Annotated in this window: 20 protein-coding genes and 3 pseudogenes; 19 read left to right on the top strand and 4 right to left on the bottom strand. The window is 58.9% G+C overall.

The genetic code is table 11. The features are described 5' to 3' along the window. Positions 1 to 94 precede the first annotated feature (94 nt). A pseudogene (prmB, locus tag CES87_RS25820) lies at positions 95 to 1,001 on the top strand (50S ribosomal protein L3 N(5)-glutamine methyltransferase). A gap of 100 nt (positions 1,002 to 1,101) precedes the next feature. On the opposite strand, the pseudogene CES87_RS25815 reads toward prmB, so the two are convergent. Together CES87_RS25815 and CES87_RS25810 are read right to left on the bottom strand one after the other, a co-directional pair. After that, positions 1,102 to 1,888: pseudogene (locus CES87_RS25815) on the bottom strand (hypothetical protein). Between the two features lie 153 nt (positions 1,889 to 2,041). Beyond that, positions 2,042 to 2,991 (bottom strand): annotated as a pseudogene (locus CES87_RS25810) (alpha/beta hydrolase). Positions 2,992 to 3,123: 132 nt separating this feature from the next. Between CES87_RS25810 and aroC the strand changes: the two are divergent. From aroC to mtnC, 5 genes are all read left to right on the top strand, one after another. Beyond that, complete coding sequence (gene aroC, locus CES87_RS25805; RefSeq protein ID WP_128608335.1) at positions 3,124 to 4,215, top strand: chorismate synthase; 1,092 nt, start codon at positions 3,124 to 3,126, stop codon at positions 4,213 to 4,215. A 34-nt stretch (positions 4,216 to 4,249) separates the two neighbouring features. Beyond that, complete coding sequence (locus tag CES87_RS25800) at positions 4,250 to 5,398, top strand: MFS transporter (RefSeq protein ID WP_128608334.1); 1,149 nt, start codon at positions 4,250 to 4,252, stop codon at positions 5,396 to 5,398. Continuing rightward, a complete protein-coding gene (locus tag CES87_RS25795) occupies positions 5,395 to 6,015 on the top strand; it encodes a methylthioribulose 1-phosphate dehydratase (protein ID WP_128608333.1) in 621 nt (206 codons plus the stop codon). The genes CES87_RS25800 and CES87_RS25795 overlap by 4 nt, the downstream gene beginning before the upstream one ends. 96 nt (positions 6,016 to 6,111) lie before the next feature. Continuing rightward, positions 6,112 to 6,657 carry an acireductone dioxygenase gene (locus CES87_RS25790; protein ID WP_128608332.1) on the top strand — a complete coding sequence of 182 codons (546 nt, stop codon included), beginning with the start codon at positions 6,112 to 6,114 and terminating at the stop codon, positions 6,655 to 6,657. A gap of 4 nt (positions 6,658 to 6,661) precedes the next feature. Then, positions 6,662 to 7,345 (top strand): acireductone synthase, encoded by a 684-nt coding sequence (gene mtnC, locus CES87_RS25785; protein WP_128608331.1) that lies wholly within the window; start codon positions 6,662 to 6,664, stop codon positions 7,343 to 7,345. 189 nt (positions 7,346 to 7,534) lie between these two features. Here mtnC and CES87_RS25780 read toward each other — a convergent pair whose 3' ends face one another. Continuing rightward, positions 7,535 to 7,813, bottom strand: coding sequence for a DUF3509 domain-containing protein (locus CES87_RS25780; RefSeq protein ID WP_128608330.1), 279 nt, complete (start codon positions 7,811 to 7,813; stop codon positions 7,535 to 7,537). Between the two features lie 343 nt (positions 7,814 to 8,156). On the opposite strand from CES87_RS25780, the gene CES87_RS25775 reads away from it, so the two are divergent. From CES87_RS25775 to CES87_RS25720, 10 genes are all read left to right on the top strand, one after another. Further along, positions 8,157 to 9,995 carry a long-chain-acyl-CoA synthetase gene (locus CES87_RS25775; protein ID WP_128608329.1) on the top strand — a complete coding sequence of 613 codons (1,839 nt, stop codon included), beginning with the start codon at positions 8,157 to 8,159 and terminating at the stop codon, positions 9,993 to 9,995. 154 nt (positions 9,996 to 10,149) lie between these two features. Continuing rightward, positions 10,150 to 10,668, top strand: a complete 519-nt coding sequence (locus CES87_RS25770; RefSeq protein WP_128608328.1) for an ankyrin repeat domain-containing protein — start codon at positions 10,150 to 10,152, stop codon at positions 10,666 to 10,668. Between the two features lie 169 nt (positions 10,669 to 10,837). Further along, a complete protein-coding gene (locus tag CES87_RS25765; RefSeq protein WP_128608327.1) occupies positions 10,838 to 11,368 on the top strand; it encodes a hypothetical protein in 531 nt (176 codons plus the stop codon). Between the two features lie 82 nt (positions 11,369 to 11,450). Then, on the top strand, positions 11,451 to 11,642 hold the full coding sequence (locus CES87_RS25760) for a PLDc N-terminal domain-containing protein (protein ID WP_128608326.1): 192 nt from the start codon (positions 11,451 to 11,453) through the stop codon (positions 11,640 to 11,642). A gap of 240 nt (positions 11,643 to 11,882) precedes the next feature. Then, positions 11,883 to 12,758, top strand: coding sequence for a polyamine aminopropyltransferase (gene speE / locus CES87_RS25750; RefSeq protein WP_128608324.1), 876 nt, complete (start codon positions 11,883 to 11,885; stop codon positions 12,756 to 12,758). 227 nt (positions 12,759 to 12,985) lie between these two features. Further along, complete coding sequence (locus CES87_RS25740; protein WP_128608323.1) at positions 12,986 to 13,219, top strand: hypothetical protein; 234 nt, start codon at positions 12,986 to 12,988, stop codon at positions 13,217 to 13,219. A 211-nt stretch (positions 13,220 to 13,430) separates the two neighbouring features. Beyond that, the gene (locus CES87_RS25735) at positions 13,431 to 13,775 is read left to right on the top strand and encodes a ribonuclease E inhibitor RraB (protein WP_053157306.1); all 345 of its coding nucleotides are present in this window, start codon (positions 13,431 to 13,433) and stop codon (positions 13,773 to 13,775) included. A gap of 436 nt (positions 13,776 to 14,211) precedes the next feature. Beyond that, the gene (locus tag CES87_RS25730; RefSeq protein WP_128608322.1) at positions 14,212 to 15,621 is read left to right on the top strand and encodes a circularly permuted type 2 ATP-grasp protein; all 1,410 of its coding nucleotides are present in this window, start codon (positions 14,212 to 14,214) and stop codon (positions 15,619 to 15,621) included. A 13-nt stretch (positions 15,622 to 15,634) separates the two neighbouring features. Further along, positions 15,635 to 16,585: an alpha-E domain-containing protein gene (locus tag CES87_RS25725; RefSeq protein WP_077044641.1), complete on the top strand. Its 951-nt coding sequence runs from the start codon at positions 15,635 to 15,637 to the stop codon at positions 16,583 to 16,585. Continuing rightward, a complete protein-coding gene (locus CES87_RS25720) occupies positions 16,582 to 17,391 on the top strand; it encodes a transglutaminase family protein (RefSeq protein ID WP_128608321.1) in 810 nt (269 codons plus the stop codon). The genes CES87_RS25725 and CES87_RS25720 overlap by 4 nt, the downstream gene beginning before the upstream one ends. Before the next feature lie 145 nt (positions 17,392 to 17,536). Here the strand turns inward: CES87_RS25720 and CES87_RS25715 are convergent, their stop codons facing one another. Next, positions 17,537 to 18,358, bottom strand: coding sequence for a cytochrome c (locus CES87_RS25715; RefSeq protein WP_128608357.1), 822 nt, complete (start codon positions 18,356 to 18,358; stop codon positions 17,537 to 17,539). A 604-nt stretch (positions 18,359 to 18,962) separates the two neighbouring features. On the opposite strand from CES87_RS25715, the gene CES87_RS25710 reads away from it, so the two are divergent. From CES87_RS25710 to CES87_RS25700, 3 genes are all read left to right on the top strand, one after another. After that, the gene (locus CES87_RS25710; RefSeq protein ID WP_128608320.1) at positions 18,963 to 20,168 is read left to right on the top strand and encodes an acetyl-CoA C-acetyltransferase; all 1,206 of its coding nucleotides are present in this window, start codon (positions 18,963 to 18,965) and stop codon (positions 20,166 to 20,168) included. A 24-nt stretch (positions 20,169 to 20,192) separates the two neighbouring features. Further along, entirely contained in the window at positions 20,193 to 22,337 is a 2,145-nt protein-coding gene (locus CES87_RS25705; protein WP_128608319.1) for a 3-hydroxyacyl-CoA dehydrogenase NAD-binding domain-containing protein, read from the top strand. Between the two features lie 94 nt (positions 22,338 to 22,431). Continuing rightward, a complete protein-coding gene (locus CES87_RS25700; protein ID WP_128608318.1) occupies positions 22,432 to 23,154 on the top strand; it encodes an amidotransferase in 723 nt (240 codons plus the stop codon). Positions 23,155 to 23,185: the final 31 nt, after the last annotated feature.

The following is a 23,185-nucleotide window of genomic DNA, read 5'->3' as shown; positions in this document are numbered from 1 at the left end:
GATTAGTCCTACATGAGCTCCGGTGTTTTTCCCGCGTCGTCGTGACGACGTTTGGCTGATAGAATCGCCAGTCGATTTTCTGGAGTTTGCCGTCGTGATCACTTCCCGCCTTCGTACCCTGCGTGACCATATCCGTTGGGCCGTCAGCCGCTTCCATGGGGAGGATCTGTTTTTTGGCCATGGCACCGACAATGCCTGGGATGAAGCCCGTCAACTGGTGTTGGGTGCACTGCATTTGCCGTGGGAAATTGCTGACAGCTACCTCGACTGCAATCTGGAAGAAGACGAAGTTGTTCACTTGCAGCTATTGCTCAAGCGCCGCATCGAAGAGCGCGTGCCGACTGCTTACCTGCTGGGCGAAGCCTGGTTCTGCGGCATGTCGTTCATCGTCGATGAGCGTGTGCTGATCCCGCGTTCGCCGATTGGCGAATTGATCGAAAACCGTTTTACCCCTTGGTTGGGCACCGAGCCTGCGCGGATCCTCGACCTGTGCACCGGCTCGGGCTGCATCGGTATCGCCTGTGCCTACGAGTTCCAGAACGCCGAAGTGGTGCTGGCCGATCTGTCGTTCGAAGCGCTGGAAGTGGCCAACCAGAACATTGAACGCCATGGCGTCGATGAGCGAGTCTATACAGTGCAGGGTGATGGTTTCGATGGATTGCCGGGCAGCGCTTCGATCTGATCGTTTCGAATCCGCCTTACGTCGACGCCGAAGATTCGCCGACATGCCCGACGAGTACCAGCATGAACCGGAGCTGGGCCTGGCCTGTGGTGACGATGGATTGAACCTGGTGCGGCGCATGCTTGCCGAAGCGGCGGATCACCTGACCGAGAAGGGTTTGCTGATTGTCGAAGTGGGCAACAGTCAGGTGCACGTCGAAGCGTTGTACCCGCAAGTCGACTTCGCCTGGCTGGAGTTCGAGCGTGGCGGGCATGGCGTGTTCATGTTGACGGCCGAGCAGTGCCGGGATCATCAGGCGCTGTTCGCTTCCCGCGTCTGACCTTATAACGCCATCGCGGGCAAGCCACGCTCCACAGGAATGCACATAACCTGTGGGAGCGTGGCTTGCCCGCGAATGGCCGCGCCTCGGTCTTCAATCGTTAGCGGTGCGTCGCAATCCAGATCAACAACCCGCCTGAAACACCGCAACGCAACCAGACACGAAATGGTGAAACGCAGCCCGACGTCTTCACGCTTGTACTTGCTGACTTTTTCTTCGTGTTCTTGAGTTTGACTCCTGCTCGGCCAGATTCTGTTCGGCCTGCTGAAGCATTTGCGCCGCTTCAAGAATTTCCACGACTTGCAGTTTTTCCGTGTTCCAGTCACCCAGCAGGTCGCCGACCTGCACCTCTTCGACGCTACCCTTTAAATGCTGGGCGTCGGCGTAAACCACATCGAAACCGTGTACCCGCAAAAAATGATCGCGGCGCAGACGCGTGTCTTCGTTCAGCGCGTCCTTGTTGTTCAGGTCAGTGCCGTCGACGGTGTAACCGGGCCAGCGTTTCTTCGCCCAGTTAATGCCTTGCGCCGCCATGAAACGGCCAATACCGCGGTTTAGCGGTTCGATCTGCAGGCCGCTGTCCGGGCCGAAGTGAACGCGTTTTCGCTGTGATCGACCCAAACATCCAGATGATTCTGTTCCTTGCGCACCCGCTGGCTGGGCAGGGCAATGCTCATGCGCATCAGGCTGTGCTGCTTGTCATTGCGTTCTGCATAACCGAATTCGACAAAGCGCAAGGGCCGCACGCCGGTATTGCGATCGGTCTGCAACGGCGCCAGGCGGAGCATCTTGTGGTGCTCGACGTGGACGTCCGCCCACGGCAGCTCGACCGCTGGCGGTGCTTCTTTTTCAGCGGTGGTGTCGGGTGAAGTCGAGGTATCAGTCATAACGGCGAGATCCTGTCCAAGCGCAGCTTGTCGCCAGCCAGTGCGCTGGCGACAAAGGCTTATCGGCCGTTTTTTCAAGACTGGAGGGTCAGGGGAGTTCTCAACTAGTTTTCACGCGGCGTGAAAATTAGTTGAGAACTCCCCCAGCAGCGCTTAACGGGGGCGAAGTCCATCAATGAACCCGAGGATTCGCGCGCCCAGTTCCGCCGCCAGTGGCAAATTCGGATCTTTATAGGAGGCGATCTGTCGTTTGACGTCGTTGGGCACGATGCGCATGACATGGTTCATGCCTTCGATCAGCGCCAGTTCGGCGTCCGGTTTGGCCGCCTTGAGCAGGCGCGCGTCATTGACGCCGACCTGGATATCGTTGCTGCCCTGGATGATCAGCGCCGGCATTTTCAGTCGGGCGAAGGCCGCCGCCGGGTCTTGGCGGAACAGCGAAATCAGGTACGGTTGCACGCTCGGGCGGAAAATAACCTGCAGTTGCGGCGGCACGTTATCGTCGGTTTTCCCCGCCTTGAGGCTATCGAGCAGCTCGTTACTGCGCAGCATCAGCGGCGCCGGCAGGCGATTACTCAGTTGCTGGCGTAACACCTGATCGATTGGCCGGGCGCTGCCGGACATGGAATCACCGCCGCCGCATCGACGCTGGGCGCGGCGAGACTGGCGATCAACGCGCCTTCGCTGTGTCCCAACAGGATCAGTTGGCCAAAGCGCGGATCGGTCTTGAGCTTCTGGCCCCAGGCTTGCGCGTCGGATACATACGCTTCCACTGACAGGTTACGCTCGTCCGGGGTGGCCGCCAGGCTCGCCGCCACGCCGCGTTTGTCGTATCGCACGCTGGCGATGTTGTGTTTGGCCAGCACCCAGGCCAGTCGTTTAAGGCTGTCGTTGCGTCCGCCGTCGGGGTTGTTTCCGTCACGATCCGTAGGACCCGAACCGGAAATGATCAAGACCACCGGTACAGGTTTGTCGGACTTTGGGAGCAATAGCGAGCCGAAAAGCTCGCCGGTACCGGTGTCCAGGGTGATCGGCCGTTTCAGGACGGTGGCCTGGGCGAAGCCGGAAATCAGGGTAAGGCTCAAGATCAAAACTCGCAGCATTATCACGCCATCATTAACAAGATGCCGGTTGGACTCGCAGGCACCCGTAAGGTTCGAGGATGAACTACTTGGGTAGCCTGCGTATACTGGCGCGCATTACGTATTTGGGTTCGATTTCACGGAGCGTCCTGCATGTCCGGCAATACCTACGGCAAGCTGTTCACTGTCACCACCGCTGGCGAAAGCCATGGTCCGGCGTTGGTCGCCATTGTCGATGGCTGCCCGCCGGGCCTGGAGATCTCATTGGAAGATCTGCAGCGCGATCTGGACCGCCGCAAGCCCGGCACCAGCCGCCACACCACCCAGCGCCAGGAAGCCGACGAAGTCGAAATCCTCTCCGGCGTGTTCGAAGGTCGCACTACCGGTTGCTCCATCGGCCTGTTGATCCGCAACACCGACCAGAAGTCCAAGGACTACTCGGCGATCAAGGATCTGTTCCGCCCGGCCCACGCGGACTACACCTACCACCACAAATATGGCGAACGCGATTATCGCGGCGGCGGTCGAAGCTCGGCCCGTGAAACCGCCATGCGCGTCGCCGCTGGCGCGATTGCGAAAAAGTACCTGGCCACCCAAGGCATCGTGATTCGCGGCTACATGAGCCAGCTTGGCCCTATCGAAATCCCGTTCAAGACCTGGGATTCGGTGGAAGAGAATGCCTTCTTCAGCCCTGATCCAGACAAAGTGCCGGAACTGGAAGCCTATATGGATCAGTTGCGCCGCGACCAGGATTCGGTCGGCGCGAAGATCACCGTAGTGGCTGAAGGCGTGATGCCGGGCCTGGGCGAGCCAATCTTCGACCGTCTCGACGCAGAACTGGCCCATGCGCTGATGAGCATCAACGCGGTCAAGGGCGTTGAAATCGGCGCGGGTTTCGCCAGCGTCGCCCAGCGCGGTACCGAGCACCGCGACGAAATGACCCCGCAAGGTTTCCTCAGCAACAACGCTGGCGGCATTCTCGGCGGCATCTCGTCCGGTCAGCCGATCGTGGCGCATCTGGCGCTGAAACCGACGTCCAGCATCACCACGCCGGGCCGCTCCATCGATATCCACGGCAATCCGGTGGAGGTCGTCACCAAGGGCCGTCACGACCCGTGCGTCGGCATCCGCGCCACACCGATTGCCGAAGCGATGATGGCCATCGTGCTGATGGATCACCTGCTGCGTCACCGTGGGCAGAACGCCGACGTGCGCGTGAGCACGCCGGTGCTGGGTCAGCTTTAATGGCTAACCTTATCGTCGCTGCGGTCTGACGGCTGTGGCGGCGCTCCCGTACTGGCGGCTTTCCAGTTTCTATCTGTTCTATTTCGCCTTGCTCGGTTCCACAGCGCCGTTTCTGGCGCTGTACTTCGATCACCTGGGTTTTTCCGCGGCGCGCATCGGCGAGCTGGTGGCGATCCCGATGCTGATGCGTTGCGTTGCGCCGAACATCTGGGGCTGGCTCGGTGACTACACTGGCCGGCGCCTGGCCATCGTGCGCTTCGGCGCCGTCTGTACGCTGCTGACCTTTTCGCTGATCTTCGTCAGCAAAACCTACGCCTGGCTGGCGATGGTCATGGCCTTGCACGCATTCTTCTGGCATGCGGTATTGCCGCAGTTCGAAGTCATCACCCTGGCGCATTTGCAGGGACAGACCTCACGCTACAGCCAGATCCGCCTCTGGGGCTCGATCGGTTTCATCATCACCGTGGTCGCGCTCGGACGCTTGTTCGAATGGCTGAGCCTGGACATTTATTATCCGGCGGCGCTGGTGCTGATCATGGCCGGGATCGTCCTCAGCAGCTTGTGGGTGCCCAACGCGCAACCGGTGCAGGGCAACCGACCGACGGGGGAAGGCTTCCTCAAGCAATTGCGCAACCCTGGTGTGTTGGCGTTTTACGCCTGCGTGGCGCTGATGCAGATGAGCCACGGGCCGTATTACACGTTTTTGACCCTGCACCTTGAGCGATTGGGTTACAGCCGTGGCGTGATCGGCTTGCTCTGGGCCGTTGGCGTGGTGGCTGAGGTGCTGATGTTCATGGCCATGAGCAGGATCCTCGCGCGCTTTTCATTGCGGCGGGTGCTACTGGCGAGTTTTCTGCTGGCGGCGTTGCGCTGGCTGCTGCTCGGTTCGCTGGCCGAGTTTCTCTGGGTGCTGTTGTTTGCCCAGGTCCTACACGCGGCGACGTTCGGCAGCTTTCACGCCGCTGCCATTTCCTTCGTGCAACGTAGCTTCGGTGCGCGCCAGCAAGGGCAGGGCCAGGCGTTGTACGCCGCACTGGCCGGCACCGGCGGCGCACTGGGTGCGTTGTATTCCGGTTACTGCTGGAATGCCCTCGGCGCTGCATGGACCTTTAGTATTGCCAGTCTCGCAGCCCTCGCGGCTGCCGTTATCATTGCCACACGTATGCAAGAGGACAGGCCATGAGCCTTACCCGTGAACACCTCGCCCAGGAAATAATCGACGCCGGGCGTTTTTTGTATGGCCGCGGCTGGTCGCCGGCCACCAGCAGCAATTATTCGACCCGACTGTCGCCGACCGAAGCCTTGCTGACGGTGTCGGGCAAGCACAAGGGCCAGTTGGGCCCGGGCGATGTGCTCGCCACGGACCTCGCGGGCAACAGCCTGGAACCGGGCAAGAAACCGTCAGCCGAAACCCTGCTGCACACTCAGCTCTATAGCTGGCGCCCGGAAATCGGCGCGGTGCTGCACACTCACTCGGTGAATGCCACGGTGCTATCGCGCCTGACGCCGGAAGATTTCATCGAGTTCGAAGACTACGAACTGCAAAAAGCCTTTAGCGGCGTGTCGACCCACGAATCCCGGGTGCGGGTGCCGATTTTCGACAACGATCAGGACATTGCGCGACTCGCTGCCAAGGTGCAGCCTTGGCTCGACGCCCATCCCGATTGCGTCGGTTACCTGATTCGCGGCCACGGCCTCTACACCTGGGGCGCGCGGATGAGTGACGCGCTACGGCAGATCGAGGCCTTTGAATTTTTGTTCGAGTGCGAGTTGAAGACTCGCAGCGTGTTGAACCGTTAACGGCAGACCTCACAAGTCGCCCACCGCCTGATGCAGCGCTGCGCCCGACCGGTGTCCACAAACCGGACGGCGCGGCCGATACCGAGGAATTGCCCCATGAGCAGCCTGTCCGTTTACCACGTCTCAAGCCCCGACATTCCCAACAAGGTGCTGACCCATTTCGAAGACATCGCCTCGACCCTGGCCGAGCAAGGCGTGCGCTTCGACCGTTGGCAAGCAGCCGCAAAGATCCAGCCCGGCGCCACACAGGAAGAAGTGATCGCTGCCTATCAGGAGCAGATCGACAAGCTGATGACCGAACACGGCTACATCACTGTCGATGTGATCAGCCTCAATAGCGATCACCCGCAAAAAGCTGAATTGCGTGCCAAGTTCCTCGATGAACACCGCCATGGCGAAGACGAAGTCCGCTTTTTTGTCGCCGGGCGTGGCTTGTTCACCCTGCACATCGATGACTACGTTTACGCCGTGCTCTGTGAGAAAAATGACCTGATTTCGGTGCCGGCGGGTACGAAGCACTGGTTTGACATGGGCGAGCATCCGCATTTCGTTGCGATCCGCTTGTTTAACAATTCGGACGGCTGGGTGGCCAACTTCACCGGCGAGGATATCGCCAGCCAATTCCCGCGTCTGGAGGACTGAATCGATGCCGATCAAAGCGATTCTCACCGACATCGAAGGCACCACCAGCGCGGTGAGTTTTGTGTTCGACGTGCTGTTTCCCTACGCCGCCAAACACCTGCCGGATTTTGTTCGCCAGCAAGCCGAGCGTGCGGATGTCGCCGAGCAACTGAACGCCGTGCGCCGGGACAGCAATGAGCCGAACGCCGATATCGAACGGGTCATTGAGATTCTGCTAGGCTGGATTGCCGAAGACCGCAAGGCCACGCCGCTCAAGGCGTTGCAGGGGATGGTCTGGGAACAGGGTTATCAGGCCGGGCAACTCAAAGGCCATGTGTACCCGGATGCCGTCGAAGCACTGCAGCGCTGGCATCAGGCCGGTTATCAACTGTTCGTTTATTCTTCGGGTTCAATCCAGGCCCAGCGCCTGATCTTCGGCTGCTCGGAGGCGGGGGATCTGACGCCATTGTTCAGCGGCTACTTCGACACCACTTCCGGACCCAAGCGTGAGGCGAAGTCCTACGCCAACATTACTCAGGCGATCGGGCTCGAGGCGGCGCATATTCTGTTTCTGTCGGACATCGTCGAAGAGCTGGATGCGGCGCGCGCAGCGGGAATGGCCACTTGCGGGCTGGCCCGTGAGGGCGGCGAGCTGGTGGGACATGTCACCGTGGACAGTTTTGCCCGCATAGACCCTTCCACGTTCTAAACAGCAACACGAAACTGTAGGAGCGAGGCTTGCCCGCGAAGGCGGCGGATCAGATGACACTTATAGCACCTGAGACACACCGCCTTCGCGGGCAAGCCTCGCTCCTACAGGGATTGTGCACCTCCAGAAACAAATCAGGCCGTGAAGCGAGAGCATTCACGGCCTGTTTGTTTACAGCGCTAAAATGATTTACAGCGAGTGATAAGTCGGCAGCGCAAACCGTTGCTGGCTTTGCAGCATGGAAATCTGCGGCAGTTCGCTGGCCTGCTCGGCGAGGTCGCGGCGAATAGCGCTGATGACCCACGACAGTTGATCGCCATTGTGCAATTGTTGGTAGGAAATCGAGCGTTTAAAGACTTTGTCTTCGGATCCACGCAACGTCAGCAAAATCCCGCCGTCTGGTCGGGCCTGGGTGGTGACTTCGAAGTTGGAGAACAAGGATGAAAATTTTTCTTGGATCAGGCTCATGTCTGTCAGCTCCGTGATTACTTAATGGCAAGCATGCACAGAGCGTTGCAGTGATTGTGCCAGCACTTAGCTTATTAAAATGTTGTTAAAAAACAATAAGTTATAAATTTGTATAATTTTCACTATCGTGCAATTTGCAAGAATGGCCATCGTGCATCCTGCATTTTGCGTGGTCGTCGGCGATTCGATGGAACCATTTGGTGTGCCTGCGCTCACGATTTCCAACGCCGCTGGGGCAGATACAAAACATTTCAAAAACCGCGTGTACAGCTCAAGAACCGTTGACGTATTTTCGGGATTAACGCAGCGCCACCCGACAATAAAAAATCGAACGGGAGCAACCATGAGCCGCACTTCAAGCGACACGATTACCTGGGGCATGATGCTCAGAAAGCTGCCTTCCATTGCCAAGGCCCTTCCACGGGTGGTGAAAGGGATGAAGGTCGCCAACGTCAAGGACCCGACCCAACCGTGTGGCCTGGCCTGGAGTTTCGAACAAGCAACCTTGCGTAATCCCGATGGTCCTGCATTGCTGCACGGCGATGTTTCACTGACTTATGCACAGGTCAATCAGTGGGCCAATCGCATCGCCCATCACCTGATCGACCAAGGCATCGGCAAGGGCGATGTGGTGGCGATCTTTATAGAGAACCGCCCGGAACTGCTGGTAACGATACTGGCGGTGGCCAAGGTCGGCGCGATCAGTGCCTTGCTCAATACCTCGCAGACCCGCGATACACTTGTCCACAGCCTGAATCTGGTGGCACCGGCAGCCATTGTGGTCGGTGGGGAGCTGGTCGCGGCATTTCTTGCAGTGCGCGAGCGGGTAGCGATCGAGGCGAGACGCATCTGGTTTGTCGCCGATCAAGACACGTACGACCATCCTGGAATTGCCCCCGAAGGTTTCATCAACCTGATGACGGCCAGTGTCGACGCCGACAGCGACAACCCCGCGAGCAGCCAGCAGGTTTTCTTCGACGACCCTTGCTTCTATCTCTACACCTCGGGCACCACCGGGTTACCCAAGGCCGGGGTGTTAAAACACGGGCGCTGGATGCGCAGCTTCGTCAGCTTCGGGATGGTCGCGCTGGATATGCGGCCTGAGGACGTCGTCTATTGCACCTTGCCGCTTTATCACGCCACCGGCCTTTGCGTGTGCTGGGGTTCGGCCATCAGCGGAGCCTCGGGGTTTGCCATCCGCCGCAAGTTCAGCGCCAGTCAGTTCTGGAGTGACGTACGCAAGTACCGCGCGACCACTATCGGTTATGTCGGCGAGTTGTGTCGTTATCTGGTCGATCAACCGCCCAGTGCCGACGACAGAATACACAGCGTAACCAAGATGATCGGTAACGGCCTGCGTCCCGGCGCGTGGCACGTGTTTAAGACGCGCTTTGGTGTTAACCACATCTGCGAACTGTATGCAGCCAGTGACGGCAATATCGGTTTCACCAATATTCTGAATTTCGAAAACACCGTTGGTTTTTCCCTGATGTCCTGGGAATTGGTGGAGTACGACCATGACAGTGGCGCGCCGACCCGTGCCGCCAATGGTTTCATGCGCAAGGTCGGCAAAGGCGAGCAGGGGCTGTTGCTGGCGAAAATTGACGACAAGGCGCCGCTGGATGGCTACACCGACCCGCAGAAAACCGAGAAAGTTGTGCTTCATGATGTGTTCGTGAAGGGTGACCGTTACTTCAACACCGGCGACCTGCTGCGTAACATCGGTTTTGGTCACGCGCAGTTTGTCGATCGCCTCGGCGACACCTATCGCTGGAAGGGGGAAAACGTCTCGACCACTGAAGTCGAGAACATTCTCCTGAAACATCCGCATATTTGCGAAGCCGTGGCTTATGGTGTGGAGATCCGCAACACCAACGGTCGCGCCGGGATGGCGGCGATCACTCCCGCCGAATCCCTGGCGACCCTGGATTTCAGTGAGCTGCTGGCGTTTTTCCGGCAACAGATGCCGGCCTATGCGGTGCCGTTGTTTCTGCGGGTGAAAGTGAAAATGGAAACCACCGGGACGTTCAAGTACCAGAAAACCCGGCTCAAGGACGAAGCCTTCGACCCGGGCAGGACCGGTGATGACCCGATCTACGCCTGGCTGCCGGGCACTGATACTTATGTGCAGGTCACCCTGCAGTTGCTGACGGACATTCAAGACGGGGCTTTTCGTTTCTAGTGCGGCGTTTCTAGTGCGGCGTTTCTGAATGCGGCGTTATTGAATGCGGCGTCATTGAATGTAGCTATTGGCCTGTATCAGAAAAAAGAAGTGACAGGGTCTGGACCGCTCGGGAAACTGTCGGTTTTCCGAAAGACAGAAAGTGGAGTGTTCCATGTCAGACCAAAGCCGCCAGATGACCCCCGAAGAAGCTGCCGAGTTTGCCGAACAGGTATTCAACAAGGCGCGCGAGGGCGATGCGGCCATGATGGCTGCGCTGCTGACCAAAGGCTTGCCGCCAAACTTGCGCAATCACAAGGGCGACACCTTGCTGATGCTGGCCGCGTACCATGGTCATGTGGACACCGTAAAAGTCCTGCTCGAACACAAGGCCGATCCGGAAATCCGCAACGATAACGGCCAGAGCCCGATCGCAGGTGCTGCCTTCAAGGGTGATCTGGCGGTGGTCACCGCGTTGGTCGAGGGTGGTGCGCAGGTCGAAGGTTCGTCCTTCGATGGCCGTACCGCGTTGATGATGGCGGCGATGTTCAACCGCGTTACCATCGTCGACTACCTGATCAGCAAAGGCGCCGACCCGAAAGCCAAGGACGCCAATGGCATTACGGCGCTGGATGCGGCCAAGACCATGGGTGCTGTCGACACCGTCGCTCAGCTGGAGAAATTGCTGGGCTAACCGCAGACTTTGTAGGAGCTGGCTTTTCAGCGAAGGCGATGTCAAATGCGAAGAAATTATCGACCGACACGCCGCCTTCGCGGGCAAGCCAGCTCCTACAAAAGCAATTACACAGCGCAATGCGTTATCCTTCGCGCCCTCAAAATTCCCTCGCTACAGGATCTGCCCCATGAAAGCCGCGCTCGTCGAACTCATCAGCAAAATCAGCTCCGGGTGCATGGGTGAAGACGAAATCCTCAAGGTCGCTGACGAAGCAACCCAGGCTTACGCGGATCCGATGAGTTTTCTGACGGCCAATCCGGACATCAATTACGACGATACCTTCCCGATTCCGCTGGGTGAGTGGGTGGTCGTCGGCAGCCTCCCCGAGACCGTGTTGTTTCAGGCTGACACCTACATGGACCTGTTCGCCCAAATCGTCGCTTCGTTCGGTCCGGGTGTAGACTTCAACATCAAGCCCAAGCAACTGGCCAAGACCGAGGCCCTGACCGCGCTTAATCGCATTCAGGTGCAAATGAGCAGCCTGAACAAGGAAAACGGCGGCTATGTGCTGATGAACTTCAGCCAGTTGCTCGACGATGAACTGCAAGTGGTATTGGTCTACGGCAACGACGTGCCACGGGTGCTTGAGTTGTGCGCCGAAGTCGGCATCGCCGCTGCGCCTTCCCTGGAAGCCTTGAAAGTGGCCATCCACGTCTGAGGCGGCAAAGCTGTCAATAAAACGGAACCCTCGCCATGGCCGGCTATCCTAAGGGGGCATACCACTCTTCGGGAGCGTCACCATGGGTTCCACATTCAACAGCCTGGTTGGCCTGATCATTCTTGCCCTGGACATCTGGGCAATCATCAATGTGCTGAAAAGTGGCGCTGAAACAGGGATGAAAATCGTCTGGGTGCTGTTGATTGTCCTGCTGCCAGTTCTGGGACTGGTCATTTGGGCCATTGCCGGTCCGCGGGGGAATGTCAGAATCTGACATTACCTCTGTAGGAGCGAGGCTTGCCCGCGAAGAACGATAATGCGGTCTACCTGTTTAACCGTGTAATCGTTCTTCGTGGGCAAGCCTCGCTCCTACAGATAGGGGGGCATCAGAAGGTTCGACCTGTCATGTTCCGCAACGTAGAATGCGCGCCTTTCCTGGGCAATCGACGCATTCGATTGGCCTTCATGGGCGGGTAACCGTCCGTTGCCACCCGCATTCATCGGAGCACTTCCCATGAGCAACATCCCTGCCAGCGACTACCTGGAAACCCTCTACGAAGGCTACGGCCAGCGTTTTCGCATGGACAAACTGCTGCACGAAGTGCGCACCGAACACCAGCACCTGGTCATTTTCGAAAACCCGCGCATGGGCCGGGTCATGGCGCTGGACGGCGTCATCCAGACCACCGAAGCCGACGAGTTCATCTACCACGAGATGCTCACCCACGTGCCGATTCTGGCCCATGGCAACGCCAAGCGCGTGTTGATCATCGGTGGCGGCGACGGTGGCATGCTGCGTGAAGTGACCAAGCACGGTAGCGTCGAGCACATCACCATGGTCGAGATCGACGGCACCGTGGTCGACATGTGCAAGGAATTCCTGCCGAACCACTCCAACGGCGCCTATGACGACCCTCGCCTGAACCTGGTGATTGACGACGGCATGCGTTTCGTCGCCAGCACCACTGAAAAATTCGACGTGATCATTTCCGATTCCACCGACCCGATCGGTCCGGGCGAAGTGCTGTTTTCGGAAAACTTCTACCAGGCCTGCCATCGCTGCCTGAATGAAGGCGGTATCCTGGTGACGCAGAACGGCACGCCGTTCATGCAGATCGAAGAAGTCAAAACCACCGCCGGCCGCCTGCGCAGCCTGTTTCCAGACTGGCACTTCTACCAGGCGGCGGTGCCGACCTACATCGGCGGTTCGATGACCTTCGCCTGGGGCTCGACCGATACCGCTTATCGCAAGTTATCCCGTGAAACCCTGCAACAGCGGTTCATTGGCAGCGGCATCGTCACGCGCTACTACAATCCAGAGATACACATCGGCGCCTTCGCCTTGCCGCAGTACGTGCTGCAGGCTGTGGGCAAGCCAAGCAACGATTGATGGTCGAGACACAACCCTTGTAGGAGCGAGCCTGCTCGCGATGGAGTCGAAAGCGCCGCGTTTAACCATTAAACACGCGTAATCGTTAACGACCATCGCGAGCAAGCTCGGCTCCTACAGGTTTTGTGGTTTTTATGCCAGCACGCTGTATTCCATTTGAACGATCAGTAAGGGTGTAAGTCGAGATAGGTGTAAGCCCATTTGCGGGTTTGATTGAGGAGGCTCCGATGTCAAAGTGGAAAGTCACTTTCGTAGATGATCATGGTGAAACGATCGACGAAGTCTTCGAGTGTGAGGAATGCCCGAGTCATGAGCAGGCCGCCAAACTCATCAAGGAACGGCTCCTTCCTGTCGCCGCGAAGCTGGATCTGAACGATCTGGAAGGGCGAACCACTGACGCGACCGTCAAAAACCTCAAGACTCAGAACAGCATTCAAATCCTCGGCATCACGCCAATCTGATCAACTCCTGTCACATTCTCAACCAGGCCTTGGCAGCGCCTCTATCCTGGGGCTACTCTGCAATCGAGATCAGCGAATGGATCGCTAAGGTCTGGTCTTGTCAGCTACATGCTTGTTTCCCGCCGGCATATCGATTGCTTAAACGCTCGCACCTTGGTTGCGCGCGCAGGGAGTACGGAAAGTCTATCCATCGGTTTGAGGAGGACGTTTCATGAGCACAGCCTATCAAGAAGACATCAGCAGCAGCGTTCTGCGCCGCATGAAAGAAGGCGGATTCGACTTTTCACGGTTCCATCCCATCGAGTTCTACGCCATTTTCCCGGACGAGGAGCGGGCACGCAGGGCGGCAGGTCATTTTCATCGTGGAGAATCCCTTAATGCGCAGATCAGTGTGCGCGACGACGGTGCCTGGGCGCTTGAGTTAAGCAAGGTCATGTACGCCACCTACGACGATATCGGCGATTTCGAACAGGGTTTCGAAGCGGTGGTCGAGCCATTGGGCGGCATCATTGAGGGCTGGGGTGTTAAACAGGAGGTACGAGGGCGACTCGCATAACCTTATGAACAGTAACAATCGGCAATCGCGGCTGACCTTAGGGTCGGCCGTTTTCGTTATTTGGGAAGATTTTATGGTCGGCCCCCTTGTCGGAGCTGGCCTGCCAGCGAAAGCCCAAAAGCGCCAAGGTTAATCAGTCAATACGCGTAATCGTTAGCGACCATCGCTGGCAAGCCAGCTCCTACAAAATTTTTTTCAGCTTTCCCGCGGATTTATCTACAACGTTAACCGGGCAGTGAAATCAACTCTGGCTATGCTGGTGATACGCAACAACATTGCCTTGCAATGAAGCGGGGGCGATCAGGTTGGGGCATTTGCCGCACAGGATTGGTGCGGTGTATGCGCGAAGATTATCCAACTGATTGAAATTAAAGCGTTTATGCCGATGGCACGGGCCTTGCGAAGGTCTGGACGTCCGGGTGACAAGGAGTACGGCATGATCCGCACCTATTTTGATGAGATGTACGATGCCGGCGGCCAGGTCCGCCCGCATTATCGGGAGTTTGCCCGTTGGCTGGCCGAAACGCCTGATGAGCTTTTGGCACAACGGCGACGCGAGGCCGATCTGTTATTTCATCGCGCCGGGATTACCTTCACGCTCTACGGTGATGAGCAAGGGACAGAGCGCCTGATTCCCTTCGACACCATTCCCCGCAGCATACCCGCCAGCGAGTGGCGCGTGGTTGAGCGCGGCTGCATACAGCGGGTCAAGGCGTTGAACATGTTTCTCGCCGACCTCTACCACGAGCAGCGGATCATCAAGGCCGGCATCATTCCGGCCGAGCAGGTGCTGGCCAACGAGCAATACCAGTTGGCGATGCAAGGGCTGGATCTGCACCGCGATATCTATTCGCATATCTCCGGTGTCGATCTGGTGCGCGACGGCGACGGCACGTATTACGTGCTCGAAGACAATCTGCGTACGCCCAGCGGTGTCAGTTACATGCTCGAAGACCGCAAGATGATGATGCGCCTGTTCCCGGAGCTGTTCGCGGCGCAGCGCATCGCTCCGATCGATCACTATCCGAACCTGCTGCTCGATACCCTCAAAAGCTCCAGCCCGATCGACAATCCGAGCGTGGTGGTGCTGACGCCGGGGCGCTTCAACAGTGCGTTCTTCGAACATGCGTTTCTGGCGCGGGAGATGGGCGTGGAGTTGGTGGAGGGCGCGGACCTGTTCGTACGTGATGACAAAGTCTACATGCGCACCACCGACGGGCCGAAAGCCGTCGACGTGATCTACCGCCGCCTCGACGATGCGTTCCTGGATCCGCTGGCCTTCAACCCGGACTCGATGCTCGGCGTGCCAGGGCTACTGTCGTCCTACCGTTCCGGCAATGTAGTGCTGGCCAATGCCGTCGGCACGGGCGTGGCGGACGACAAGTCGGTCTACCCGTTTGTCACCGACATGATCCGTTTCTATCTGGATGAAGAGCCGATCCTGAAGAACGTGCCGACCTGGCAGTGTCGTAATCCCTCTGAGCTTTCCCACGTGCTGGCCAACCTGCCGGAACTGGTGGTCAAGGAAACCCAGGGCTCCGGCGGTTACGGGATGCTGGTGGGGCCGGCGGCGACAGCGGCGGAAATCGAAACATTCCGCGCGCGGATCATCGCCAAGCCCCATGCCTACATCGCGCAACCGACGTTGTCGCTGTCGACCTGTCCGACCTTTGTCGAAAACGGCATTGCGCCGCGCCATATCGACCTGCGTCCGTTTGTATTGTCCGGTCGCGAAACCCGGGTCGTGCCTGGCGGATTGACCCGAGTCGCGTTGCGTGAAGGTTCCCTGGTGGTGAATTCCTCCCAGGGCGGCGGAACCAAGGACACCTGGGTGGTCGAGGATTGAAAGGAAGCCTGTCATGTTAAGTAGAACTGCCTCGGATTTGTATTGGATGTCGCGTTACCTGGAGCGGGCGGAAAACCTCGCACGGATGCTCGACATCAGTTACTCGCTGTCACTGATGCCACAGGATGGACGTGGTAACGGCCTGCACGAACTGGCCATGCCGCTGTTGATTACCGGCACCCTGGACGATTACCTCGAACGCCACGGCGAACTGCATGCCGAACGGCTGCTGCATTTTTTCGCCCTGGACGCGGCCAACCCGGCGAGCATCTACAGCTGCCTCGGCGCGGCCCGGGCCAGTGCCCATGCGGTGCGTGGGCGAATCACCGCTGATATGTGGGAAAACATCAACGCAACCTGGCTGGAAATCCGCGGGATTGCCGAACAGGGCCTCAGTCGCTACGGCATGAGCCGTTTCTGCGAATGGATCAAGGAGCGATCCCACCTGTTCCGTGGCGCGTCCTACGGCACCATCATGCGTAATGACGCATTTCGCTTCATTCGCCTGGGGACGTTCATCGAAAGGGCTGACAACACTTTGCGCCTGCTCGATGCCCGTTACGAAATGGCTGGCGATCAGGCCGAAGCGGTCAGCGATGGCACGGCCCACGCCTACTATCAATGGAGCGCGTTACTGCGGGCTCTATCGTCGTTCGAGGCTTACACCGAAATCTACCGCGACGCCCCCGGCGCCCGGCATGTGGCCGAGTTGCTGTTGCTGCGGGCGGATGTGCCGCGCTCGTTGCGCGCCTGTACCGAAGAAATCGACCAGATCCTCGCCCAGCTGCCGGGGGCCAACGGCCGACCGGCGCAACGCCTCGCGGCGGAAATGGACGCGCGCCTGCGCTACACCGGCATCACCGAAATCCTCGACGAAGGCTTGCACGCCTGGCTGACCGAGTTCATCCCGCTGGTGCGCCAGTTGGGCAACGCGATTCACAGTTCTTACCTGGAGGCTGCATGAGACTTTCCATTAGCCACGAGACCACCTATCGCTATGAAGATCAGGTGCGGGCGAGCATCCAGTATTTGCGACTGACACCCCACGACAGCGAGCGCCAGCACGTGCTCAGTTGGCAGCTCGACCTGCCGCGCCCGGTGCGCGCGCAACTCGATCCATTCGGCAACATCCTGCATGTGCTGACCATGGACGAGCCGCACGAGGCGATCGTCATTGGCGCCCGTGGCCAGGTCGATATCGACGAACTGCGCGAAGCCGAGCACGAGAGCCAGTCGGCGTTACCGTTCCTGCGTTTCACCCGCCTGACTGAAGCTGATGCTGCTTTGCGTGCGTTTGCCCAGAGGGAGTGCAAACAGCGCCGGGATCGTACTGCGCTGATCGATTTGATGCATGGCCTGAACCAGCACATGACCTATACGCCGGGCGCCACCGAAGTGGACACCAGCGCCGCCCAGGCCTTCGCCGGGCGCTCGGGCGTGTGTCAAGACCACACCCATGCGTTTCTCGCCTGTGCTCGCAGCCTGGGGGTTCCAGCCCGGTACGTGTCGGGTTATCTGTACAGCGAAAACAGCGAGCATTTGGCCAGTCACGCCTGGGCTGAAGCCTGGCTGGATGACGCCTGGTACAGCTTCGATGTGACCAACGAACTGGCCCGACCCGAGCGCCATTTGAAATTGGCGGTGGGCCTGGATTACCTGGACGCCTGCCCGGTGCGCGGGATGCGTCGCGGTGGTGGGAGTGAGCAGATGCATGCGAAGGTGTTCGTCACGCCGACGCCTGTGCCGGTGATTTCCGTCCAGCAGCAATAATCTGGGGCACCGCACAGCAGCCTGCTGATCATTCCCACGCTCCGCGTGGGAATGCAGCCCGGGACGCTCGGCGTCCCAGCCGTGCGGACGCAGAGCGTCCATTGAGGCATTCCCACGCAGAGCGTGGGAACGATCATGTAAGCGATCAGGGCTTAACCTTGCGCCCCACCATATGCTTCAAATACCCCACCAGCATCCCCAAGTCCTCATCCGGCAGCACCTCGGCCGAGAACCCTGGCATCTTCGCCTGGGGCCATTGGCGCAAACTCTGCGGATCACGGATATAGCGCTTGAGGAAATCCGCGCCGAAGTATTCGGTCGGGTTGTACGGAATATTCAGGTCCGGCCCGAACTGCGCATCCCCGGCACCGTTCAATCGATGGCACGCCAGGCAGTTTTTCTGAAACAGCGCAAAGCCCTTGTTGACCGGGTCGTCTGCCTTCAACGCAGGATCAGGCAGCAGGGCAGGGAAGCGCTCGGCCACGGGCGCCATGCGCTTGATGCTGGCGACTTCGAACGGCCATTGTTCCGGGCTGATATTGCCCGCTCGGGGATTGGTCCAGACCAGGTAAAACGGCCCGGCGCTGTGCTTGCCTTCCGACAGCGGCGGCCAGGGTTTGGCCGGGTCTTCAATCGCTAGCCAGGCTTGCGCGCCCTGAGTGTTGAGCAAAGGCGCAGCCGCCATTTCGGCGGCAAAACCGTCTAGCGCGACGGCTTGCAGATGATCTTCGGGTTTGACCCCTGTCAGCAACGCCGCCAACGGAACAGCGCGGTAGCTCATGTCGCGTTTGTAGGAAACATCATTGGGAATGGCGATGGTCTGGACCTGAGGATGCTTGAGCAATTGCTCGGTCTGCCAGGTGCGACTGTCCGCGCCCAGCTCAAGGTTGAGTTGTGCGGCGTAGAGAGGCGTGCTGAGCAGCAGGGCCCCGAACACAATGAGCGTTTTCAAATGATCGCCGTCCATGTCGTAGAAGTGCCACAAAGGTTGGCACAGCCACGCTGGCCCGGGTAGCGAGCCAGTCACATTTTTAACGTGGCGATATAAAACTCTGGCGCCGTAATTTTCAAATACCGACTAGCCGATCACCTTGGTCAGGTTTGGCAAAATCAACAACAGCGTAGTGGCAAAGAGAATGAGACCTGCTTGACGAACTTTCGATTGTTTGAACATGGCTGACCGCCTTTTTTTTTGTTATTTCCTGATGCCTGCCTGCATATATCCATGACGGCAAACGTTGCACTTCCTGTAGGACGAGCGCCTCGGCAAAACCCGACGACAACTTCGTATAACTTCACCTTAGAGCCCGCGTCACGCTTGGTTTAGATCCATTTAGTATGGTGTTCTTACTCTATGCTATTAAAAAGGCATGAGGCCTATTGCCAGCTTCTTGGGCGGCCTTTTGCTAGACACCTGCGTGTCAAGAAACGGTTCGCCCGTTTGTTGACGACCGTCCGTCTGAGCGTGAGCGTCAATGCCGGTGAGCGCTGCGGTCATTGAATCCGTTGCGTCCGGGGCCAAGAGTGAGAGCTGTGTTTTTCATTCATCTGCACTGCGGTTCGAGGACGTCATGACCCAAGCTTTGATTTTCGACGCATTACGCACGCCCCGTGGCAAAGGCAAGGCCGATGGCGCTCTGCACAGCGTCAAGCCGGTGAACCTGGTGGCCGGGTTGCTCAGGGCGCTGCAGCAGCGGACCGCTCTGGACACCAGTCAAGTCGATGACGTTGTGCTCGGCTGCGTGACGCCCATCGGTGATCAAGGCTCCGATATCGCCAAAACCGCGACCCAGGTCGCGGACTGGGACGTCAGTGTGGCCGGGGTGCAGATCAATCGTTTCTGCGCATCCGGGCTGGAGGCGGTAAACCTCGGAGCGATGAAAGTCCGTTCCGGTTTTGAAGACCTGGTGGTGGTTGGTGGCGTCGAGTCCATGTCACGAGTAGCCATGGGTGGCGACGGCGGGGCTTGGGCGCTGGACCCGGAAACCAATCTGCATAGCCATTTCACGCCGCAAGGTGTGGGCGCCGACCTGATCGCCACGCTTGAAGGTTTCAGCCGTCAGGACGTCGATGCCTATGCGCTGCACTCGCAACAGAAAGCCGCGCGGGCGCGGGCCGATGGTTCGTTCAGCAAATCGCTGGTACCGGTTCAGGATCAGAACGGCATCATCCTGCTCGATCACGATGAGTTCGTTCGTGCCGAATCGACCCTTGAAGGCCTGGGCAAGCTCAAGCCGAGTTTCGAAATGATCGGGCAAATGGGCTTCGACGCCACCGCACTGCGCGTCTACAGCCATGTAGAGAGGATCAACCACGTCCACACCCCCGGTAACAGCTCCGGGATCGTCGACGGCGCGGCGTTGATGCTGATTGGTTCCGAGACCAAAGGCAAAGCGCTTGGCCTGCAACCACGGGCGCGAATCGTCGCCACTGCGGTAACCAGCACGGACCCGACCATCATGCTCACCGGCCCCGCGCCGGCCACCCGCAAGGCGTTGGCCAAGGCCGGGTTGCGGGTCGAAGACATCGACCTGTTCGAGGTCAACGAGGCGTTTGCCTCGGTGGTGTTGAAGTTCATCAAGGACATGGCCGTCGACCCGGACAAGGTTAACGTCAACGGCGGTTCCATCGCCATGGGTCATCCGCTGGGCGCTACCGGCTGCGCGATTCTCGGCACATTGCTCGATGAACTGGAAACCCGCCGCCTGCGTTATGGCCTCGCGACCCTGTGTGTCGGTGGTGGCATGGGCATCGCCACCATCATCGAACGCCTCTGAGCCCCGAATTCAAGGAAACCTTCCATGACCCAAGCCATTCGTTACGAAAAAGGCCAGGACCAGATTGTCGTCCTGACCATCGACATGCCGGGCCAGAGCGCCAACACCATGAACGCGGTATACCGTGAGGCCATGGCTGACTGTGTCGCTCGCCTGGTGGCCGACAAGGACAGCATTGCCGGTGTCATCATCACCTCGGCGAAAAAAACTTTCTTCGCCGGCGGCGACCTCAATGAGTTGATCAAGGTCGGCAAGCCCGAAGCCAAAGCCTTTTACGACATGGTGCTGAGCCTCAAAGGGCAATTGCGCACCCTGGAAACCCTCGGTAAACCGGTGGTCGCGGCGATCAACGGCGCGGCGCTCGGCGGTGGCTGGGAAATCTGCCTGGCCTGCCATCACCGAGTGGCGCTGGACAACCCGTCGGTGCAACTCGGCCTGCCGGAAGTGACCCTCGGTTTGCTGCCGGGTGGCGGCGGGGTGGTGCGCATGGTACGCATGCTCGGCCTGGAAAAAGCCCTGCCGTATCTGCTTGAGGGTAAAAAGGTGCGGCCGCTACAGGCGTTGCAGGCGGGTTTGATCGATGAATTGGCGGCGGATCGGGATGAGCTGCTGGCCAAGGCGCGCGCCTGGATTATCGCCAACCCGACGGTCGTGCAGCGTTGGGACGTGAAGGGGTACCAGATTCCCGGTGGCACGCCGTCGAATCCGAAAGTCGCACAGATGCTGGCCATCGCACCGTCGATCCTGCGCAGCAAAACCCAGGGTTGCCTGCCGGCGCCAGAGAAAATCCTCTGTGCCGCCGTGGAAGGCGCCCAAGTGGATTTCGACACCGCGCACCTGATCGAAACCCGCTACTTCACCGAACTGACCACCGGCCAGGTCTCGAAAAACCTGATCGGCACCTTCTGGTTTCAGCTCAACGAAATCAATGCCGGAAGATCGCGCCCGCAGGGTTTTGCCCCTTATGTCACAAGGAAAGTCGGCGTGCTCGGCGCGGGGATGATGGGCGCGGGCATTGCGTTTGTCAGCGCATCGGCCGGGATCGAAGTGGTGCTCAAGGACATCAGCCTCGCGGCTGCCGAGAAGGGCAAGGCGCATTCGGCGACATTGCTGGACAAAAAAGTGGAGCGCGGCCAACTGAATAGCGAGCAACGCGAGGCCGTTCTGGCACGCATCCACACCACCGAAAACGATGCCGACCTGGCGGGTTGCGATCTGATCATCGAAGCCGTTTTCGAGGACCGTGAGTTGAAGGCCCAGGTCTCATCGGCTGCACAAAAAATCGTCGGCGCGGACGCGGTGATCGCTTCCAACACCTCGACCCTGCCGATCAGTGGCCTGGCGACGGCGGTACCGGACCAGAGCAAATTCATCGGTCTGCATTTCTTCAGCCCCGTGGAAAAAATGCCCCTGGTGGAAATCATCAAGGGCGCCAACACCAGCGACGAAACCCTGGCTCGCGGGTTCGATTTCGTCCTGCAAATCAAGAAAACCCCGATTGTGGTCAACGACAGTCGTGGTTTCTTCACGTCGCGGGTCTTCGGTACGTTTACCAATGAAGGCATTGCGATGCTGGGCGAAGGCGTGAGTGCGCCGATGATCGAGACCGAGGCACGCAAGGCCGGCATGCCCATCGGACCGTTGGCGATCTCTGACGAAGTTTCCATCAGCCTCATGAGCCATATCCGCCAGCAAACCGCCAAAGACTCGCAGGCGCAAGGCAAACCGCTGATCGAGCATCCGGCATTTGCTGTGATTGACCTGCTGCTCAACGAATACAAGCGTGCGGGCAAGGCTGCGGGGGGTGGTTTCTACGAGTATCCGGCCGGTGGCCAGAAGCATCTGTGGCCGGAACTGAAAACCCGTTTTGAAAAGGCCGACGGGCAGATTTCGCCCAAGGATGTGCGTGATCGCCTGCTGTTCGTACAAGCCATCGAAACCGTGCGCTGTGTGGAGGAGGGCGTGCTCACCTCGACCGCAGATGCCAATGTCGGTTCGATTTTCGGCATTGGCTTCGCCGCCTGGACCGGCGGTGCGCTGCAGTTCATCAATCAATACGGGGTCAATGACTTCGTCGCCCGCGCCCAGTACCTGGCCGGGCAATACGGCGAGCGCTTCGCGCCGCCGGCACTGCTGCTGGAGAAAGCCGCCAAAGGCGAGACGTTTTAGGGATCGGTGACGCACTGCGGGGCTTGCCTTGTCACGGTGTTTCAAGGCAGGCTCTGGGGTGTGCATTATTCCCATCAAGTGTCAGGTATTTTTTATGTCGTTACGCATCTGCATTCTCGAAACCGACATCCTGCGTCCGGAATTGGTTGACCAATATCAGGGTTACGGGCAGATGTTCAAACACCTGTTTTCGCAGCAACCCATTGCCGCCGAATTCACTGTGTTCAACGTGATGCAGGGCGAATATCCCGGCGATGACCTGTCCTACGACGCCTACCTGGTCACCGGCAGCAAAGCCGATTCCTTCGGCACTGACCCGTGGATCCAGACCCTCAAGGAATATCTGCTGACCCGCTACGAGCGTGGCGACAAACTGCTGGGCGTGTGTTTCGGGCATCAACTGCTGGCGCTGTTGCTGGGTGGCAAGAGCGAACGTGCGACCAAGGGCTGGGGCGTCGGCACCCACAATTACAAACTCGCCGCCAAGGCGCCGTGGATGAACCCGGTGCGCGAGGAGCTGACCCTATTGATCAGCCACCAGGACCAGGTGACATCACTGCCGGAAAACGCCACGGTGATTGCTTCCAGCGATTTCTGCCCGTATGCCGCGTACCACATCAATGATCAGGTGTTGTGCTTCCAGGGGCATCCGGAGTTCATTCACGACTATTCCCGAGCCTTGCTGGAGATTCGCCAGCAAGTGCTGGGCGAGCAGGTTTACTCGAAAGGAATCGCGAGCCTGGAAAGTGAACATCACGGCGCCACGGTTGCCGAATGGATGATGCGGTTTGTGGCGCATAAGCCTGAAACCGTTTAAAGCCTGTAGGAGCGAGCTCTGCTCGCGATGG

It is taken from the genome of Pseudomonas sp. ERMR1:02, from assembly GCF_002277815.1.
Lineage (GTDB): Bacteria > Pseudomonadota > Gammaproteobacteria > Pseudomonadales > Pseudomonadaceae > Aquipseudomonas.
Note: the sequence above shows the minus strand (reverse complement) of the source record. Positions and strands in the feature narration are given on the sequence as shown.

What these genes read in the sequence shown, in the direction of transcription:
- aroC (WP_128608335.1), top strand. Translation starts at nt 3,124, where the DNA reads ATGTCCGGCAATACCTACGGCAAGCTGTTCACTGTCACCACCGCTGGC.
- CES87_RS25700 (WP_128608318.1), top strand. Translation starts at nt 22,432, where the DNA reads ATGTCGTTACGCATCTGCATTCTCGAAACCGACATCCTGCGTCCGGAA.
- CES87_RS25705 (WP_128608319.1), top strand. Translation starts at nt 20,193, where the DNA reads ATGACCCAAGCCATTCGTTACGAAAAAGGCCAGGACCAGATTGTCGTC.
- CES87_RS25775 (WP_128608329.1), top strand. Translation starts at nt 8,157, where the DNA reads ATGAGCCGCACTTCAAGCGACACGATTACCTGGGGCATGATGCTCAGA.
- CES87_RS25710 (WP_128608320.1), top strand. Translation starts at nt 18,963, where the DNA reads ATGACCCAAGCTTTGATTTTCGACGCATTACGCACGCCCCGTGGCAAA.
- speE (WP_128608324.1), top strand. Translation starts at nt 11,883, where the DNA reads ATGAGCAACATCCCTGCCAGCGACTACCTGGAAACCCTCTACGAAGGC.
- CES87_RS25770 (WP_128608328.1), top strand. Translation starts at nt 10,150, where the DNA reads ATGTCAGACCAAAGCCGCCAGATGACCCCCGAAGAAGCTGCCGAGTTT.
- CES87_RS25725 (WP_077044641.1), top strand. Translation starts at nt 15,635, where the DNA reads ATGTTAAGTAGAACTGCCTCGGATTTGTATTGGATGTCGCGTTACCTG.
- mtnC (WP_128608331.1), top strand. Translation starts at nt 6,662, where the DNA reads ATGCCGATCAAAGCGATTCTCACCGACATCGAAGGCACCACCAGCGCG.
- CES87_RS25740 (WP_128608323.1), top strand. Translation starts at nt 12,986, where the DNA reads ATGTCAAAGTGGAAAGTCACTTTCGTAGATGATCATGGTGAAACGATC.
- CES87_RS25795 (WP_128608333.1), top strand. Translation starts at nt 5,395, where the DNA reads ATGAGCCTTACCCGTGAACACCTCGCCCAGGAAATAATCGACGCCGGG.
- CES87_RS25730 (WP_128608322.1), top strand. Translation starts at nt 14,212, where the DNA reads ATGATCCGCACCTATTTTGATGAGATGTACGATGCCGGCGGCCAGGTC.
- CES87_RS25765 (WP_128608327.1), top strand. Translation starts at nt 10,838, where the DNA reads ATGAAAGCCGCGCTCGTCGAACTCATCAGCAAAATCAGCTCCGGGTGC.
- CES87_RS25760 (WP_128608326.1), top strand. Translation starts at nt 11,451, where the DNA reads ATGGGTTCCACATTCAACAGCCTGGTTGGCCTGATCATTCTTGCCCTG.
- CES87_RS25790 (WP_128608332.1), top strand. Translation starts at nt 6,112, where the DNA reads ATGAGCAGCCTGTCCGTTTACCACGTCTCAAGCCCCGACATTCCCAAC.
- CES87_RS25780 (WP_128608330.1), bottom strand. Translation starts at nt 7,813, where the DNA reads ATGAGCCTGATCCAAGAAAAATTTTCATCCTTGTTCTCCAACTTCGAA.
- CES87_RS25735 (WP_053157306.1), top strand. Translation starts at nt 13,431, where the DNA reads ATGAGCACAGCCTATCAAGAAGACATCAGCAGCAGCGTTCTGCGCCGC.
- CES87_RS25715 (WP_128608357.1), bottom strand. Translation starts at nt 18,358, where the DNA reads ATGGACGGCGATCATTTGAAAACGCTCATTGTGTTCGGGGCCCTGCTG.
- CES87_RS25720 (WP_128608321.1), top strand. Translation starts at nt 16,582, where the DNA reads ATGAGACTTTCCATTAGCCACGAGACCACCTATCGCTATGAAGATCAG.